The following is a 16,532-nucleotide window of genomic DNA, read 5'->3' on the forward strand; positions in this document are numbered from 1 at the left end:
GTGTTGATACGGTGCTGTCGGCGATGTTTCACTGTTTTAAGGGGATTTAGGCTGTGATGGGATTTACATTTGGAACCTGGATTCTGGCGCTGATTTTTTTGGCGGCCGGATATTACGCTGGTTGGACCACACGTCCGCAATCACCTGACAGGAAGGGATAGGAGCCATGTTCTCGATTTCGGCGATACTGCTCTATATTCTGTTTTTTGTCATTGGCTGGCTGGTTGCCCGCTGGTGGTGGTCAAAGAAACAGGCAGAGCAGGGCGGGGCGACCGCTTCAGCAACATCATCTGCACACACCGCCTCCGGGTCCGCTGCAAGCGCTCCGAGCCGGACGACACCTGCCAAACCGGCCGGCACAACCGCTTCAACAGCGAAAGTAGAGCCGGATAAAACGATGCCGGGTAAAGCTGCGCCGGTCGCGGCCAGCACTGTTGCAACGCCCAGCCCGGCCAAACCGGCAAAACCGGCAAAGCCGGTTGCAGCTAAAGACCCTGGCAAGCCGGAACGTCTGGACGGTCCGCGCGATGGCACAGCTGACGATCTGAAACGCATCAGGGGAGTTGGGCCTTCCAACGAGAAAAAACTCAATGCTTTCGGCATCTATCATTTTGACCAGATCGGCAACTGGACCTCGGCCCAGGCTGAGTGGATCGGCAAGGAATTGTCGTTTCCGGGCCGCATTGAACGGGAAGACTGGATTGAGCAGGCCAAGGTTCTGGCCTCCGGCGGCGATACGGAATTTTCCAAGCGCACGGTCTGAAACGGGTCACAATCATCTAATTGGCATGTCCCGGCCCGGGCATCTCAGTGGCATACCCCGGGACGGGCTGGCCAAGGCTGGATCAGTCCTGGCTTGCCAGTGTTTCAGCGCGATTGAGATGCTGCAGAATCGCGTTCTGGGTGCTGCTGTCCCATAACAGCGGAGCGTGCCCTTCGCTCTTGATAGTTTTTGCCACCATTGCCGGGTGGGCTTTTTTCATCTGATCCACCGTTTCCCGCGTCAGGATATCGGACCGCTCGCCACGCAACACCAAGGTTGGCAAATGTTTTAGAGCGGCGAATTGCGGCCACACTGTCGGCAGCGGCAGGCTGAGATCCAGATAGTCGAAACTTTTCAGCAAGCGTTTGTCATAATCCGGCTCGGCACGCTTCTTGCCCTGCACGTAAAGTTGCCGCGCCAGCTTCAGCCAGCCGTCAGCATCAAGCGCTGGAAACTGCCGGTGGTGCACCGTCTGCATATAGGCCGCAGCTTCCTCGATTGTGTCCTGCGGTTTCATATTGTCGGAATAGGATTTGATTCGCGCCAGACCGCTTGCTTCCACAACCGGACCGATATCATTCAGGACCACCGATTTCATGATGCCGGGCCGCATCGCCGTCAGCGCGAACAAAATGAGGCCGCCACGCGATGTACCGATGAAATGGGCATGCTCGACGTTCAATCGCGCCAGCGTTGTGAGCAGGTCATTGGCCTCCTGCTCGATTGTGTAATTGCGCCAGTCCGGATCCGGTTGCGACAGGCCACGGCCCCGGTAATCAACCGAAATCACCTTGCGGGCAGGACTGGCCTCAATGCTCAGAAAGGTTGCAATGTCGTGAAAGTCCTTGGCGTTCCGCGTCAGACCGGGCAGGCACACCACCGGGATATTTGCATGGCCTTCGCCATACACTCTGACATGAAGTTCTATCCCGTCCTGAGCGTGGAGAAACACATCACGCCATTCCGAAGCAGATGCGCCGGGCACATCAGATATGGCGGCAGCCCTGTCGTTCCCGGCATCAGTATCGTCAGGGCGCGCATCTTCCTGCGCGCCTGCGTCGCCGTCATCCACATCCGCCATACAATTATCCGCCCCGGCGCAGATCTTTGGCGAGGCTCAGTCTGCCTTCGCGCAGTCTGGCCTGATAGACCTGTGTGTTTTCCATGATTTTCTGCACATAGGCCCGCGTTTCGGTAAAGGGGATCGTCTCTATCCAGTCGACAATGTCGTCAACCTGCATTTTGCGTGGATCGCCATAGGCTTTCATCCATCTGCGCACGCGTGTACCGCCAGCGTTGTAGCCGGCAAATGTCATGATCAGAGAGCCATTATATTCCGCCAGCAATTGTTCCAGATAGGCCGCGCCCAAAGTTGCGTTATAGGCCGGATCGCTGGTCAGCCGCGCCTGGGAATATTTCAGTTTCAGGTTGCGCGAGACTTCTTTCGCGGTTGCCGGCATCAGCTGCAGCAATCCGCGCGCGCCCGCACCGCTGACAGCCGTTGGATTGAAGCCGCTTTCCTGGCGGGCGATGGAATAGACCAGCGCCTTGCCGACCGTGCGTGGCACCTGTGTTTTTGTAGGTATTGCCGCCACCGGGAACGCTAACATATGCAGTTCATGGCCTTCATCCTCGGCCAGCCGGCCGATCTGCAGGGCAAGCCTGTGCTGCTTGGTCCTCTCGGCAAATTGCGCCAGCAATACGATTTCTGCCGGATCTGTCAGGGTCTGCGCCAGAGACCGGGCAAAGGTTCCGGCCAGGTCTTCCCGCCCGATATTCATCAACCGGCTGATCGCCTTGATCGGGATGCGGGACTGATAGCGTTGCAGGACTTCCTGGGTGATTTTTGGATTGTCCGCCAGGGACAGGCTCGCGCTGCCAATCTTTTCATTGGCCAACTGGCCATAGAATACCGTGGGATAACGCGCTGCCCGTTGGAAATTCTGCCTGGCCTGCGCCGTATCACCCATGGCCTCATCGGCACGGCCCATCCAGTAATAGGCCTTTGCGATGCTGCGCGGTTTGGTGGCAATTTTGGCAATATTCTCAAAATGCGGTTTGGCGAGTTTGGGCTTCTTCAAAAACCGCAAGGCATACCATCCGGCATGAAACTGAGCTTCTGCCACTGTGGCAGGCGAACCGCCACGATGAACGGCAGCAATATCGTAGGCCTGCTGGAAACGACCCAGTTCCATCATTTCCCGCGACGCCAGCCGCCGTTCGACCCACCATTCATCCGGATCGACCAGCAACTCCGGATCCGATGGCGCTGTTTGCAGAAGCGCGGCTGAATCCCGCGGATTGTTGGTACGCCGCAGATGCTGGACCTTGGCAAAAATATAACCGGGATCCTTGCGCAGATTTGCAGGCACCTGTTTCAGGCTTTCCGCAGCCTTTGTTCGGCGAATAACCGCCTGGCGGGCTTTGGCCAGAACCACATAATCCTTGCTGACAAGTCCGGCGACCCGCAGAGCTTCGGAAGTCAACTCGCGGTAGAGCAGCATGTCGGTGCGCCATTTGTGGTCGCTTTCCCGCAGGATGCTCTTGAATTTAGTCGTGATTTCCTTCTCAAATGAAGATGACAGCCGGCTTGTCCTCCAAAGCTCCCGCACCAGACTGGCGGCTTCACTGGTCCGGTTCGCAGCCATCAGGGATTCAGATTTCTGGATAATGCCCTGAATTGAAATCGGATTGACATTTCCATACACCGACAGAACCAGATTGCTTCCCAGCTTCTGCCGCGCCAGAGCCTCTTCAGCCCGTCTGGTCATGGTAGATTGCAAAGGAAAATCACTGTACTGGGTCTGGAATTCCACAATCATGTCATACGGTATCAGGGGATCTCCGGACCGTATCAGACGCCAGGTCAGAATAGCCTTGTCCACCGGATCACTCATGCCGGCGCGTACGGCCAGGGCATCGAGAATGTCATTCTTGTCGACGGCCTCCAGCGCATCTTTCAACTTGCCCTTGCGGGCGGCCACTTTCGGCAACTCGGATGCGATGTCCGGAAGATAGGACAACAGTGATTTGGGTGCATCCGCCGGTCGCGGCTTGGGCAGCGGTATTTTGGAACTTGTAATCAGGCTGGCAATTGTATCCGCCTGAGGCGCGGCGCTGGACGCAGAACTGTGCACTGTCACCAAGGATAACAGTAACAGCGATACAAGTCGCAAAGGATGCACAGGGAAGCGTTTCGACGCAGAGTGAATCGAGTGTTCTGAAGCCGTACGGTGATACATTGGCGCTAGAGCCCTTTTCAACGAAAGATTCTGTGTGGTTGATTGTAGCTGAAAATTGTTAACCGAGGCTTTGAAACCAGACAATTGGGGTAAATTTCTGTCATTTGCAGCACAAAGTTACGCTTGTGTGGCGTGTTTGCGACGCTTGCACTGTTCCTAAGCGCTTGAAGAAACAGGATCGCCCCTCTATGGTCCCGTTCACTTTCAGACCATGACAAGCCGGTTTCTTCATCAGGGCCGCATCCAACAACGGAAATGACCATGTTTAAAGGCTCAATGACAGCGCTCGTGACTCCATTTTCTCCAGGTGGAGCATTGGATGAAAAGGGCCTGGAGCGCCTCGTCAATTGGCAGATCGATCAGGGCACACATGGTCTGGTGCCGGTGGGAACAACCGGGGAGTCGCCGACCCTTACTCATGCCGAGCACAAGCGGGTAGTAACTCAGACTGTTGCGTTGGCCGACCGCCGCGTTCCAGTGATTGCCGGTGCCGGGTCCAACAATACTGTCGAAGCCATCGATTTTGCCCAACATGCGCAAAGTGCAGGTGCCGATGCGGTTCTTGTGGTGACGCCGTATTACAACAAGCCCAGCCAGGAAGGACTTTACCAGCACTTCAAGGCGATCAATGATGCGATCAACATTCCGATCATCATTTATAATATTCCGCCGCGCAGCGTGGTGGATATGTCGGTAGAGACCATGAAGCGCCTGTTCGACGGATGCGCCAATATTGTCGGGGTCAAGGACGCCACCGCAAATGTCACACGCGTCAGCGATCAGCGTCTTGCGATGGGTGACAAATTCCTTCAATTGTCCGGAGAAGACGGCTCCGCCATCGGCTATATGGCCCATGGCGGACATGGCTGCATTTCAGTTGCCTCGAATGTTGCCCCCGCTTTATGTGCACAATTTCAGGACGCCTGTCTGGCAGGGGATTATGCCCGCGCGCTGGAGCTTCAGGATAAATTATACCCGCTGCATAAAGCCCTCTTTATCGAACCCAATCCTGCGCCTAGCAAATACGCCTTGTCGCTCCTAGATATATGCGGCGAGGACTTGCGTCTGCCCATGGTGCCCGCATCCGAAAACACCCGAGCTGAAATCCGCTCTGCAATGCAACACGCCGGATTGCTGTAGCCCCAAAGACTGGAAGAATGTTGCCGTGAGTGCCAAACAGGCTGAAAAGCCAAAGCGCAATATCATTGCCGACAACCGCCGGGCGCGGTTTGATTATGCAATCGGTGATGTGGTCGAAGCCGGCATCATGCTTCTGGGAACAGAAGTCAAAGCGCTGCGCAATGGCCGCGCCAATCTTCAGGAATCCTATGCCGGGCCGAATGGCAACGAGCTGTTTCTGTTCAACTTCCATATTCCCGAATATACCGAAGGCAACCGCAACAATCATGAACCGCGGCGGCCGCGAAAGCTGCTGATGAGCCGGCGCGAAATCAACCGGATGCTGAACGGAATTCAGCGCGAGGGCATGACCATTGTGCCGCTCAAAACCTATTTCAACGAACGTGGTCTGGTCAAAGTCGAGCTGGCATTGGCAAAAGGCAAGAAAAGCCACGACAAGCGCGAAACCGAGAAACAACGTGACTGGAATCGGGAAAAAAGCCGGTTACTGAAGAATTACGGTTGAAGCTGGTTTATCCGGCAAATTGCCATTGCCTGTTGCTGTTTCCGGTCAACTGCCCCTGTCGACGAGATCGCGAATATCCTGAAACACAGCTTCAAACATCTCTGGCGTCAGCCGCCGTGTATTCGTGTTGTAACGCGAGCAGTGATAGCTGTCGACGAGCGTGAACGAACGGGACTGCCACTGCGGCAAGTTGTGAATCGCACCATGACTGAACGGATAGGCCGCCAGCCGTAGGCCCATCATCCGCAAAAAGGTTTCATGGGCAATACGGCCAAGCGCCATTACGATCTGAATGGATCTATCTGCATGCAGCGTGTTCTGCAGAAACGGCCTGCAGGCATTGATTTCCGCACCCACCGGCTTGTTGTCCGGCGGCACGCAACGCACCGCATTTGTGATGGCGGTATCGATCAGTGTCAGACCATCATCAACCCGCGCCTGATAGTCACCGCTGGCAAATCCGAATTTTTTCAAAGTCGCGTAGAGAAGATCTCCCGCATAATCTCCCGTGAAGGGCCGTCCGGTGGCATTCGCGCCTCTGATTCCCGGCGCCAGACCCAGGATCAGCAGCCGCGGCTCGGCTGCGCTGAAGGTCGCAACCGGCGCATTGTGCCATTGCGGATGCGCGGCGCGCCATTTCTCGCGAAATTCCACCAGCCGGGGGCATCGCGGGCAGTCACGCTCAGGGTCTGTCGCAGTGTTCGGATCGGCAATCATGATGGACAGGGCGGCTCCTCGTGACACATAGGGACCCGGAAAGCGGCTCTCTGTTGATATTGCTATCGGTATCGCGTCGGCGGTAGGTCTTCAAGACCCGACTTCAAATTGCTTTCCGGTCAGTGCCGGTTAGCTAGGACTGCCTGGCTCGGACGGCAACCTACATGGACAGTCTGTCTTTGATCTTGCACCGCCGGGATGTCTCGACCAGATTTTTCGCCGCTTTCGGGACACGATTACATTCTTTATTGGCCAGGCAAACATCTTGAAAGACTTGCGCCACATCAACATGCCTTGCAATTGACATACAGGGCGCGTATATCGGCGTTTAATTCCCATACAAGGAGTATATCATGGCACGCGTAACCGTTGAGGATTGCGTCGATAAGGTCGAAAACCGTTTCAATCTCGTGCTTCTGGCTGCTCACCGTGCCCGGATGATTTCCACCGGTTCGGAGTTGACCATTGATCGCGACAACGACAAGAATCCGGTCGTTTCGCTTCGCGAAATTGCAGATGAGACGATCTCACCGGATGATTTGAAGGAAGAGTTGATCCACTCTCTGCAGAAATATGTTGAAGTGGATGAGCCCGAATCTGCTCCGGTACCGATGCTGGAACACACCTCGGCAGCCGCGCCTGCAAACGGTGACCAGCCGGAAGTGACGTTTGACCAGATGTCGGAAGATGATCTTCTGGCCGGTCTGGAAGGCCTGGTTCCGCCGGAGCGTTCAGACGATTAAACAGTTCGGTATTTAAGACTTTCAGCCGCGCCGGAACAAACTCCGGAGCGGCTTTATCTTGTAACCTTTTCGCAATTGCACAATGTTACAAGGCAAGCGGATGCCTGCCGTCAATTGTGGGAATGAAAAGGTGTTTGGACGCCAATGATGCGTCAGTTTGAACTGCTCGAGCGCGTTCAGCGTTACAATCCGGCAGCCGATGAGGTTTTGCTGAACAAGGCGTATATTTACGCCATGCAGAAGCACGGCAAACAGAAGCGTGCATCTGGCGATCCCTATTTTTCCCATCCCCTTGAAGTTGCGGCCATTCTCACAGAACTTGAGATGGATGATGCAACCCTTGCCGTTGCCCTGTTGCACGACACCATTGAAGACACCGATGCAACCCGCGATGAAATTGACGATCTGTTCGGCGGAGAAATCGGCCGTCTCGTCGATGGCCTGACGAAGATCAAGCAACTCAATCTGGATTCCCGCCAGGAGGTCTCGAAGAAAGCCAAGCAGGCGGAAAATCTGCGCAAACTGCTATTGGCGATTTCTGACGACGTCCGGGTCTTGCTGGTGAAGCTGGCGGATCGTCTGCATAATATGCGCACTCTGGACCATATGGCACCGGAGAAACGCGTCCGGATCGGGCAGGAAACCCTGGATATCTACGCCCCGCTGGCGGGCCGGATGGGCATGCAGGACATGCGGGAGGAACTTGAGGATCTGGCCTTCTTCCACAGCAATCCCGAAGCCCATAATGCCGTCAGCTCGAAGCTGAAGGAGCTTTCCGAGCAAAACGAAACCGTCAAAGAGAAGATCGAGCAGGAACTCCACCAACGGCTGCAAAAGGCCGGCATCCGCGCCAGGGTCACCAGCCGCCATAAAAAGCCTTACTCCGTTTTCAAGAAGATGGAGCGCAAATCGATCAGCTTCGAGCAATTGCCGGATATTCTGGGCTTCCGGATCATCACCGCTGACGAGACTAGTTGTTATGCCGTTCTTGGTATCATCCACACCACCTGGCCGCTGGTTCCCGGCCGGTTCAAGGATTATATCTCCGTGCCGAAGCAGAATGATTACCGCTCGATTCACACCACAGTGGTCGGACCGGCCCGGGAACGGGTTGAATTGCAGATCCGCTCTGAAGAGATGCATCAGATTGCAGAATACGGAATTGCTGCCCACAGCCTTTACAAGGATCCGGTGGTCGTCAAAGAGCGCATCGGCGAAGTCGTTTTTGAATCAAACGCCTATTCCTGGCTGCGCCGCACAATTGAATCACTTTCAACCGGGGGTACTGCTGAAGAATTTCTGGAAAACACCAAACTTGAGCTGTTTCACGATCAGGTCTTCTGCTTCACTCCCAAGGGCCGTTTGATTGCGCTGCCAACCGGCGCGACGCCGGTTGATTTCGCCTATGCTGTGCATACCGATGTGGGCAATACCTGCGTTGGCTGTAAGGTCAATGGCCGGATCATCGGACTTGCCAGCACTTTGAAGAATGGCGATGAGGTTGAAATCATGACGTCATCGGGCCAGACACCGCCAATTGCCTGGGAGAAGATCGCGGTCACCGGCCGCGCCCGGTCAGCCATCCGCCGGGCCAACCGTGCGATTGAGCGTGAAAGATTCGTCTCACTCGGCCGGCAGATGCTGGAATGGGGCTTCCGTGCGGTCGATCACAGCTTTGACGCGGACCTGATAGACAAGGCCGTCAGCACATTGAAACGCGGCAACCGGGAGGATCTGATGGAAGCCCTGGGGGAAGGGGACCTTGGCATTGATACGGTGATGAAGACCATTTTTCCCGAATTTCAGAAGAACCGGGCCATGATCAAGCCTTTGCCGGAAAGTGAAGGCTGGTTCAGTCTGGAAACCAATCGGGCCATGCGTTTCCGCCTGCCCAACGGCCTTGATACCGGTGAGGACACTGGCAATCTAGACCGAAATATGCTGAATATCGGTCAACTGGCCGGAAATCTGTCCGTCCATTTTGCTCCAGGCGGGGGTGCTGTTCCGGGAGACCGCATCGTCGGCATTATCACGCCAGGCGAGGGCATCACAGTCTATCCGATCCATTCTCAAAGCCTGATGCGGTTTGACGAGGAACCCGACCGCTGGCTCGACGTTCAGTGGGATGTCGATCCGGCCAGCAATGAACGCTTTCCGGCCAGCCTGTTCGTGTCGCTGATCAACGAGCCCGGATCACTTGCCAAAGTTGCAAATATTGTGGGTGAGACTGACGGCAATATTGACAATATCAAAATGACCAAGCGCGCGGATGATTTCACCGAAATGGCAATTGATTTGGAAGTTTGGGATTTGAAACATCTGATGCGGATCATACATGAGGTGCGTGATCTGAAAATGGTGTCGCTTGTCGAGAGGATCAGTGAGTGACGAACCGGCAGATACGAGCCAGTCAGAAAGGAACCATCAATGCGACAAGCTGAAAATCTGGACGTTTTCAGCATTGCTTGTGCTCTGCAGAACTATGTTGCCCCCGGCAAGAAATTTGCCACCGCCATCATTTTGCCTGTTGTTGGTGAGAGTGGTCGCAGGTTCGGCGGAAAATCCCGGTTTCAGAGAGTTATGGACCTGTTTTTCGCCCGGCATTTTTTACCTGAAACCAGATTCAAGTCAGCGCGTTGATTCTTTAATCCCATGCTCTTCAGACGCAAAAAACCTGAACATATCTGGCAGCGACTGAGGGTCGCAGTCTGGCCGCGCAGGAACTGGTGGCGGTCGTTTCAATATGTGTCGAAACGTGTGTTGCGCCTGTCCGCATCGCCCCATGTGGTGGCCATTGGATTTGCCGCCGGGGTGTTTGCATCCTTTACACCTTTTATCGGGTTTCATTTCGTAATCTGTTTCATTTTAGCCTATTTCATGCGCGGCAATCTGGTTGCAGCAGCGCTGGGAACGTGGGTCGGCAACCCATTCACATTTCCCTTTATATGGTTCTACACCTACAAGCTGGGCAATCTTGTGCTGCATGGCCATGAAGGCGCATTGACCATGGGGCAGATTTCCGGCCGGCTGCTGAATGTGTCCTTCGCCAATCTCATCGAACTGCTGAAGCCAATGACTATAGGCGGCATATTGCTGGGCGTTCCGGCGGCTTTCATTTCCTATTTCATCGTCAGGCGGCTTGTCTTTGTCTATCAACGATCTAGACTGGCTGCCATTGCAAGGCGGACAGAAAAGCGCGTTCTGGACAAGATGCTGCACCGAGGAGAGGGCCATGCCGAACCAAGCAAACCTTCCGAACAATGAATCCGGCAGCACGCCGGAACTGAGACTGGGCGTTAATATTGACCATGTTGCCACGGTGCGAAATGCCCGCGGTGGCCCGCATCCCGATCCTGTCCGGGCGGCGCTTCTGGCCGAAAAGGCCGGTGCTGACGGCATCACGGCGCATCTGCGCGAAGACCGCCGCCACATTGCCGACAGGGATATTGAACGGTTGCGTCGCGATCTGACCATACCGTTGAATTTCGAAATGGCGGCCACCGATGAAATGCTCGACATCGCGCTGGCGCAAAAGCCGCATGCCGCCTGCATTGTCCCTGAAAAACGTGAAGAACGGACCACCGAAGGCGGTCTGGATGCGGCCTCATCCCATAACCGCCTGGCGCCTCTGGTCAGGCAGTTGCGCGACGCCGGTATTCGCGTCTCCCTGTTTATCGAGGCAGATGAAAGCCAGCTGGATGCGGCAGTTCTGCTGGGCGCGCCGGTGGTCGAACTGCATACGGGGAGTTATTGCGAAGCTTGGCTTTGCGGCGATATGGATGCATTTGAGCGCGAGCGCGCACGTCTTCAGACAATGACTGATGTCGGGGTGGCAAAGGGTCTGGAAGTGCATGCCGGGCATGGCTTGACTTACGATACGGTGCAGCCCGTTGCTGCCATGCTGGGAATCCGGGAACTCAACATCGGTCATTTCCTGATGGGCGAGGCGATGTTTGTCGGGCTGGAACAGTCGATTGCCAAAATGCGGCGGCTGATGCAGCAGGCACGCCAGTCTGCCTCGCACAGGGCCGTCCTGTGATCATCGGCCTCGGCAGTGATCTGTGCGACATCCGCCGCATTGAAAAAACACTTGAGAAATTCGACCGCCGCTTTATCGAGCGTATTTTTACACCAATTGAAATAGCCAAATCCGAGCGCCGCCATCAAAGGGCCGCCTCCTATGCCAAACGGTTTGCCGCAAAAGAAGCCTGTGCCAAGGCTCTGGGCACCGGATTTCGCAAAGGTGTGTTCTGGCGCGACCTTGGCGTTGCGAACATGCCCAGCGGCAAACCAACGATGATACTGACCGGCGGTGCGCTGGCGCGGTTGCAACAGATTACCCCGGACGGCATGGCTGCCCAGCTTGATCTCACCATTACCGATGACTATCCGCTTGCCCAGGCAATTGTCATCATTACCGCCATAAACAGGTCTGTCTGAATTGTAACCCATTACACATTGCGAAACCGTAAGTGAGGGTTTACATACGGCCTCAACAAGCGTCCTTGTTGGTTCAAATGGCAGTTTGAAGACTGTGATCCGTTTCAGCAATCTGGACCGTCAATTTCTCAGAATTGCGAGTTTTCATGAGCACGGCACATTCCAAAGCGGATAAAAAAGACGGCGGTGTCCGCGAAATGATCGTGGTGATCGTTCAGGCGCTACTGATTGCAGTGATCTTTCGCACATTTCTGTTTCAGCCTTTCAACATCCCTTCCGGATCGATGATGCCCTCGCTGCTTATCGGCGACTATGTGTTCGTGTCGAAATTCTCCTATGGCTACAGCAAATATTCAATTCCGTTTGCGCCCGATCTTTTCGAAGGGCGGATTCTGGAAGACGCCCCGGAACGCGGCGATATCGCGGTGTTCCGTGTGCCTTCTGATGGTGACAAGGATTATATCAAGCGCGTTATCGGGCTGCCTGGTGATAAAATTCAGATGAAGGACGCAGTGCTTTACATCAATGATGAGGCCGTTCCCAAAGAATTTCTCGATGATGTCTCGATGACACGGCCGGATGGAAGCAAGCTCAGATCGCGCCGCTATGTGGAAACGTTGCCCAATGGCGTGACCCATTATACCCTCGACAGTCCGATCAGTGCTGCTGGCGAAAACACGGCGGTTTTCACCGTTCCCAAAGGGCACTATTTCATGATGGGTGACAATCGGGATGGCTCAAGCGACAGCCGTTTTGGTCTGGGCGCCGTGCCGTTGGAGCTGTTTGTCGGAAAGGCCCAGATTATTTTCTTCTCCATTGAGCCGCCCGCGCGGGCGCGCCACATCTGGCGCTGGCCCAATGATGTTCGGTTCGACCGGTTGATGAACACGCTTTGAGCGCTCTGACCAGCAAGGATACCGCAAGGCTAAAAGAAGTCGCCAGTCGTCTGGGGCACGACTTCAAGGATTTGAAACTGCTGAAACGCGCCATGACGCATATGAGCGTCATTGGTGACAAGCAGTCCAGCGAAAGCTATCAAAGGCTGGAGTTTCAGGGCGACCGGGTGCTGGCACTGGTGGTGACCGATATGCTGATGGCCGAATTTCCGCATTCCAATGAAGGCGATCTTGCACGCCGGCTGACGGCTCTGGTGCGCAATGAAACCTGTGTGGAAGTGGCCCGCGAGCTGAATCTGGGTCCCGCGATCTATCTTGGGCTGGGCGAAGCCGGTTCCGGGGGACGCCGCAAGAAAGCGATTTTGGGCGATGTCTGCGAGGCCGTCATTGCAGCAATTTATCAGGATGGTGGCCTGAAAGCGGCGCGCAGCTTCATCGAACGCTACTGGCAGCCGAAAATGCAGCGCTACAACCAGGCTCACAGGGACTCCAAGACCGAGTTGCAGGAATGGGCGCAGGCCAGGGGACAGGCGGTTCCAGATTATCAGATTGTTCGCCGCAGCGGGCCGGATCACGCCCCGGAATTTCTCGTCAGCGTCTTTGTAGAAGGTAGTGAACCGATGCTCGCAGCAGGTGCGTCCAGACGCTCCGCTGAACATGCAGCGGCATACCGCCTGCTGCTTCGTGAAGGTGTGATCAAGGCCGAAGAGGAAGACGAGGCCAATGATGAATGATGTTCAGACCCGGTGCGGATTTGTCACCCTGCTCGGGGCGACAAATGCGGGAAAATCGACGCTTTTGAACCATATGGTCGGAGCAAAAGTGTCAATTGTCACCCACAAGGTGCAGACCACCCGGGCATTGATCCGGGGAATTGGCATGCAGGGGGAGACCCAGATCATATTCGTCGACACGCCCGGCATCTTTGATCCAAGGCGCAGGCTCGACCGCGCCATGATCAAGACTGCCTGGAGCGGCACCCAGGATGCCGATGTGGTGTGCCTGCTGGTTGATGCCAAACGCGGGCTTACCAAGTCTGTTGTTGAAATCCTGGAGCGGCTGAAAACAGTCCGCCAGCCGCGATTGCTGGTTCTCAACAAAATTGATCTGGTGCCCAGAGACGAACTTCTGGAAATGACGGAAAAAGCGAATGCCATCTGCAAATTTGATGAGACCTTTATGGTCTCAGCGCTGAATGGCGATGGCGTCGCCGATCTGATGCAATATCTGTGCGCGCAGATGCCCATCGGGCCGTGGCTTTACCCGGAGGATCAGGCATCGGATCTGCCGATGCGCCAGCTTGCTGCTGAAATCACTCGGGAGAAGCTGTTTTTGCGTCTCCATGAAGAACTGCCCTATGCCTCAACTGTGGAAACCGAGGACTGGAAAACCCTGAGGGATGGCAGTGCCCGGGTCGAACAGACGATTTACGTGCAGCGCGCAAGCCAGAAGAAGATTGTCATCGGCAAGGGAGGCCAGACCATTCGCGGCATTTCCAGCGACGCCCGGCGCGAAATGGCCGAAATTTACGGCCAGAAAATCCATCTTTTCCTGTTTGTCAAAGTGCGCGAAAACTGGATCGATGATCCTGAACGTTACCGTGAAATGGGAATTGATTTCACACCGTAACGCGATAGCCCGAGGGCTTTGATGCATGGAATGGACGGATCGCGGCACAATATTGGGCACACGGCGCCACGGTGAAACCAGTGTCATTGTGGAATTGATGACGCAATTGCGCGGGCGCCATCTGGGGCTGGTGCGCGGGGGCCGCTCGAAGCGATTGCAGCCGGTGCTGCAACCGGGAAATGATGTCACCGTCATCTGGCGGGCACGCCTTGACGAGCATCTCGGCGTTATGACCATCGAACCGCTCAAATCCCGGGCGGGCGCAATTCTGCAGGACCGGATGGCGCTCAGCGCATTGCAGATGCAGACCGAATTGCTGCGCCTGCTGCCGGAAAGAGAACCCAACACTCAGCTGTTTTCCGCGCTTCAGGTCTGCCTTGAGCATTTGGATGCCCCGACCTTGCTGGCCGAATTGCTGGTCCGGCTGGAACTGGCCATGCTGGATGCACTCGGCTTCGGACTGGATCTCCAGGCCTGCGCCCAGACAGGTGCAAAGGCCGGCCTGATATATGTTTCACCAAAGTCGGGCAGGGCGGTCGGGTCCGATGCCGGCGCGCCCTATAAGGACCGGTTGCTGCCATTGCCGTCGTTTTTGACCAGGGAGCATGCGATGACCGCGGACCGGACGCCTGAGGACCTGTCGCACGGCTTTGCCCTGTCGCATTTCTTTCTGCAGCGCCACGTCTACCAGCCTCGTGGTCTGCGCGCCTCGGCATCGCGTGAAGAAGCCGTGCGCCTGATCCTTGCCGCAGCGCAGCGTTCCAACCTGGCTGTCTGATCCCGGATGTTGGTGGTAACAAAGTATCTCAATCCTCGAGGATGGTCACGGTTCCAGCATCCGGGTCGACTTCGACGCGTTGACCATTCCTGATCAGTGTTGTCACGTCGCCGTCTTCGAACCGGTCACACATGGCAAGGTTCGCCAATGCAGCACCTTGAGCCAGGATCGTATTGGCCTGATTGAACAGGATCGCCCTTGGCGTAATTCCACGCGATTTCATTTCATGAAGCATCCAGGCTGAAGCAACTCCGCCCTTGGCCGTGTTCAGCACCAGGATCTTTCCATCATAGGATTGGCCGACCAGTTTATGCTGGGGTCGCGAAAATGTACCCTTCAAGCGATCAAGGTCATAACGCGCGGAAAAATTGTCGTCTGCAACCAGCGCTTCGCCCGTTACTTTCGGGCCGATACCCTTGTGACATTTCAGGACCACCATCACACGATCTCCCCTGCTACAGCCGCATCTATGCAGTCTTCCATCCCGGCAAGCGCCGGCTCATAGCCGTAGCCACCCAATATGTTGACGATTTTTGCAGAGTTGCTCAAAAGCCGGGTCCAGCCGTTCGCCTGTCCAATTTCCCGAGCATATTGATTATAAAAACAGGTGCCTTGAAGCACCTTGCCACCGGCATTTTCGATGGCTTCTACCAGTTTCATGCGAACCGCATCGGGATAGACCTGGGGAGCGGTACAAACGATGACAGGAACCTTGAATTTTTTCCCCCGTGACAGATTGGCTACCTGCTGCATTTCCACGATGGATAATTGCGGTGCGGCAAACACAACCACATCGATTTTGTCGCCCCTGCGCCCGAAATTCGAACGCATTGCCTCCAGATCGGCCTCAGCGATATCTTCAGCCGGCAATCGATCACCGCCGACATCCGTCAGAGCCTGCGCCTCGGGGGTGATTCCCGCCAGATGAAACAGCGGAGTAGACCCATAACTGGCCATCGCCGCGCCCAGATGCTTCATCTCATCTGAGGTCGGCACCTTTTCCAGGCCTTCAATAACCGGAACTTCCCAATAGGAACCGGCCTTGCGGCCAACAACCGCGCCGAGCACTCCCCAATCGGTTAGCTCCTGTGGTTGGTGCTTTACGACAAAACGCCTGGTGGCGCGTCTGTTCTCATCCAGATGAAGGCCGTAACGCGGTGTCCGCCCTGTGAGACCTGCGGCAAGAGCGGAAGGCCCACCCTCGAAATTCGACCTCGCACCACACGCGCTGTTGGAATAGATCACGACGCCCGTATCGCCATACGCAACGTGATCGCCAAGCACAGGTGGCATGATCGTCTGATAATTGATGCAGGTGTTGGTCATCAAAATGCCCATACGTTCGCAAGCGGCAATTGTTCGCCGGTCCAAATCCGCCATTTGCTCGGTTTGACCAAGCGGGCTGTAATAATCAAGGTCAACACCGCGTGGATCGGTAATCATGGGGACGACCACTTGAGAACCGGTATCGGCCATCTTTTCCAGAAATTCGACACCAGCTTCGCCGACACTTTCCGGATCAGCCATCATGTGAGACTGGCTGATTTCAACGAGATCATCGGCATCGAACATCCGGCCAACCTTGAGCTGATGGTCGATGGCCCATTGCATGGCTTCGCCCCGCTCGCCAGCCAGCATGGCTTGCTCTTCTTCGGTCAGTCTCATTTATTAAAACTCCT

The 16,532-nt window shown here is 55.5% G+C and carries 17 protein-coding genes; 12 read left to right on the forward strand and 5 right to left on the reverse strand.

The features are described from left to right. The first annotated feature begins 166 nt into the window (after positions 1-166). Positions 167-763, forward strand: a complete 597-nt coding sequence (locus RAL88_RS20255) for a hypothetical protein (RefSeq protein WP_306265984.1) — start codon at positions 167-169, stop codon at positions 761-763. Positions 764-845: 82 nt separating this feature from the next. On the opposite strand, the gene RAL88_RS20260 is transcribed toward RAL88_RS20255, so the two are convergent. Together RAL88_RS20260 and RAL88_RS20265 are read right to left on the reverse strand one after the other, a co-directional pair. Further along, the gene (locus RAL88_RS20260) at positions 846-1,844 is read right to left on the reverse strand and encodes an alpha/beta fold hydrolase (protein WP_306265986.1); all 999 of its coding nucleotides are present in this window, start codon (positions 1,842-1,844) and stop codon (positions 846-848) included. A 4-nt stretch (positions 1,845-1,848) separates the two neighbouring features. Beyond that, a complete protein-coding gene (locus RAL88_RS20265) occupies positions 1,849-3,900 on the reverse strand; it encodes a lytic transglycosylase domain-containing protein (RefSeq protein ID WP_306265988.1) in 2,052 nt (683 codons plus the stop codon). A gap of 360 nt (positions 3,901-4,260) precedes the next feature. On the opposite strand from RAL88_RS20265, the gene dapA reads away from it, so the two are divergent. Then, positions 4,261-5,145 (forward strand): 4-hydroxy-tetrahydrodipicolinate synthase, encoded by an 885-nt coding sequence (dapA, locus tag RAL88_RS20270; protein WP_306265990.1) that lies wholly within the window; start codon positions 4,261-4,263, stop codon positions 5,143-5,145. A gap of 25 nt (positions 5,146-5,170) precedes the next feature. Beyond that, entirely contained in the window at positions 5,171-5,650 is a 480-nt protein-coding gene (gene smpB, locus RAL88_RS20275; RefSeq protein WP_306265991.1) for an SsrA-binding protein SmpB, read from the forward strand. A gap of 45 nt (positions 5,651-5,695) precedes the next feature. Here smpB and RAL88_RS20280 read toward each other — a convergent pair whose 3' ends face one another. Continuing rightward, positions 5,696-6,367: a uracil-DNA glycosylase gene (locus RAL88_RS20280; RefSeq protein WP_306269772.1), complete on the reverse strand. Its 672-nt coding sequence runs from the start codon at positions 6,365-6,367 to the stop codon at positions 5,696-5,698. 353 nt (positions 6,368-6,720) lie between these two features. Between RAL88_RS20280 and rpoZ the strand changes: the two genes are divergently transcribed. The 9 genes from rpoZ to recO all read left to right on the forward strand — a co-directional run bounded on the left by rpoZ (position 6,721) and on the right by recO (position 14,853). Next, a complete protein-coding gene (rpoZ, locus tag RAL88_RS20285) occupies positions 6,721-7,110 on the forward strand; it encodes a DNA-directed RNA polymerase subunit omega (protein WP_306265993.1) in 390 nt (129 codons plus the stop codon). A 144-nt stretch (positions 7,111-7,254) separates the two neighbouring features. Further along, positions 7,255-9,498, forward strand: coding sequence for a bifunctional (p)ppGpp synthetase/guanosine-3',5'-bis(diphosphate) 3'-pyrophosphohydrolase (locus RAL88_RS20290; RefSeq protein ID WP_306265994.1), 2,244 nt, complete (start codon positions 7,255-7,257; stop codon positions 9,496-9,498). 264 nt (positions 9,499-9,762) lie between these two features. Beyond that, on the forward strand, positions 9,763-10,374 hold the full coding sequence (locus tag RAL88_RS20295) for a DUF2062 domain-containing protein (RefSeq protein ID WP_306265996.1): 612 nt from the start codon (positions 9,763-9,765) through the stop codon (positions 10,372-10,374). After that, positions 10,343-11,149 (forward strand): pyridoxine 5'-phosphate synthase, encoded by an 807-nt coding sequence (locus RAL88_RS20300; protein WP_306265998.1) that lies wholly within the window; start codon positions 10,343-10,345, stop codon positions 11,147-11,149. Before RAL88_RS20295 ends, RAL88_RS20300 begins: the two co-directional genes overlap by 32 nt. Next, positions 11,146-11,550, forward strand: a complete 405-nt coding sequence (gene acpS, locus RAL88_RS20305; RefSeq protein WP_306266000.1) for a holo-ACP synthase — start codon at positions 11,146-11,148, stop codon at positions 11,548-11,550. The genes RAL88_RS20300 and acpS overlap by 4 nt, the downstream gene beginning before the upstream one ends. Before the next feature lie 146 nt (positions 11,551-11,696). Further along, complete coding sequence (gene lepB / locus RAL88_RS20310; RefSeq protein ID WP_306266002.1) at positions 11,697-12,446, forward strand: signal peptidase I; 750 nt, start codon at positions 11,697-11,699, stop codon at positions 12,444-12,446. After that, on the forward strand, positions 12,443-13,180 hold the full coding sequence (rnc, locus tag RAL88_RS20315) for a ribonuclease III (RefSeq protein ID WP_306266004.1): 738 nt from the start codon (positions 12,443-12,445) through the stop codon (positions 13,178-13,180). Before lepB ends, rnc begins: the two co-directional genes overlap by 4 nt. Continuing rightward, entirely contained in the window at positions 13,170-14,075 is a 906-nt protein-coding gene (era, locus tag RAL88_RS20320; protein WP_306266006.1) for a GTPase Era, read from the forward strand. Before rnc ends, era begins: the two co-directional genes overlap by 11 nt. Before the next feature lie 25 nt (positions 14,076-14,100). Continuing rightward, a complete protein-coding gene (gene recO / locus RAL88_RS20325; RefSeq protein WP_306266008.1) occupies positions 14,101-14,853 on the forward strand; it encodes a DNA repair protein RecO in 753 nt (250 codons plus the stop codon). A gap of 28 nt (positions 14,854-14,881) precedes the next feature. Here recO and RAL88_RS20330 read toward each other — a convergent pair whose 3' ends face one another. Together RAL88_RS20330 and RAL88_RS20335 are read right to left on the reverse strand one after the other, a co-directional pair. After that, on the reverse strand, positions 14,882-15,292 hold the full coding sequence (locus RAL88_RS20330; RefSeq protein WP_306266010.1) for an aconitase X swivel domain-containing protein: 411 nt from the start codon (positions 15,290-15,292) through the stop codon (positions 14,882-14,884). Continuing rightward, positions 15,292-16,518 (reverse strand): aconitase X catalytic domain-containing protein, encoded by a 1,227-nt coding sequence (locus RAL88_RS20335; RefSeq protein ID WP_306266011.1) that lies wholly within the window; start codon positions 16,516-16,518, stop codon positions 15,292-15,294. Before RAL88_RS20335 ends, RAL88_RS20330 begins: the two co-directional genes overlap by 1 nt. Between the last annotated feature and the right edge of the window lie 14 nt (positions 16,519-16,532).

The organism is Pararhizobium sp. IMCC3301, from assembly GCF_030758315.1.
In the GTDB taxonomy this organism is placed as follows: Bacteria; Pseudomonadota; Alphaproteobacteria; order Rhizobiales.

What these genes read in the sequence shown, in the direction of transcription:
- RAL88_RS20255 (WP_306265984.1), top strand. Translation starts at nt 167, where the DNA reads ATGTTCTCGATTTCGGCGATACTGCTCTATATTCTGTTTTTTGTCATT.
- RAL88_RS20260 (WP_306265986.1), bottom strand. Translation starts at nt 1,844, where the DNA reads ATGGCGGATGTGGATGACGGCGACGCAGGCGCGCAGGAAGATGCGCGC.
- dapA (WP_306265990.1), top strand. Translation starts at nt 4,261, where the DNA reads ATGACCATGTTTAAAGGCTCAATGACAGCGCTCGTGACTCCATTTTCT.
- RAL88_RS20280 (WP_306269772.1), bottom strand. Translation starts at nt 6,367, where the DNA reads ATGATTGCCGATCCGAACACTGCGACAGACCCTGAGCGTGACTGCCCG.
- rpoZ (WP_306265993.1), top strand. Translation starts at nt 6,721, where the DNA reads ATGGCACGCGTAACCGTTGAGGATTGCGTCGATAAGGTCGAAAACCGT.
- RAL88_RS20290 (WP_306265994.1), top strand. Translation starts at nt 7,255, where the DNA reads ATGATGCGTCAGTTTGAACTGCTCGAGCGCGTTCAGCGTTACAATCCG.
- RAL88_RS20295 (WP_306265996.1), top strand. Translation starts at nt 9,763, where the DNA reads ATGCTCTTCAGACGCAAAAAACCTGAACATATCTGGCAGCGACTGAGG.
- RAL88_RS20300 (WP_306265998.1), top strand. Translation starts at nt 10,343, where the DNA reads ATGCCGAACCAAGCAAACCTTCCGAACAATGAATCCGGCAGCACGCCG.
- lepB (WP_306266002.1), top strand. Translation starts at nt 11,697, where the DNA reads ATGAGCACGGCACATTCCAAAGCGGATAAAAAAGACGGCGGTGTCCGC.
- era (WP_306266006.1), top strand. Translation starts at nt 13,170, where the DNA reads ATGATGAATGATGTTCAGACCCGGTGCGGATTTGTCACCCTGCTCGGG.
- recO (WP_306266008.1), top strand. Translation starts at nt 14,101, where the DNA reads ATGGAATGGACGGATCGCGGCACAATATTGGGCACACGGCGCCACGGT.
- RAL88_RS20330 (WP_306266010.1), bottom strand. Translation starts at nt 15,292, where the DNA reads ATGGTGGTCCTGAAATGTCACAAGGGTATCGGCCCGAAAGTAACGGGC.
- RAL88_RS20335 (WP_306266011.1), bottom strand. Translation starts at nt 16,518, where the DNA reads ATGAGACTGACCGAAGAAGAGCAAGCCATGCTGGCTGGCGAGCGGGGC.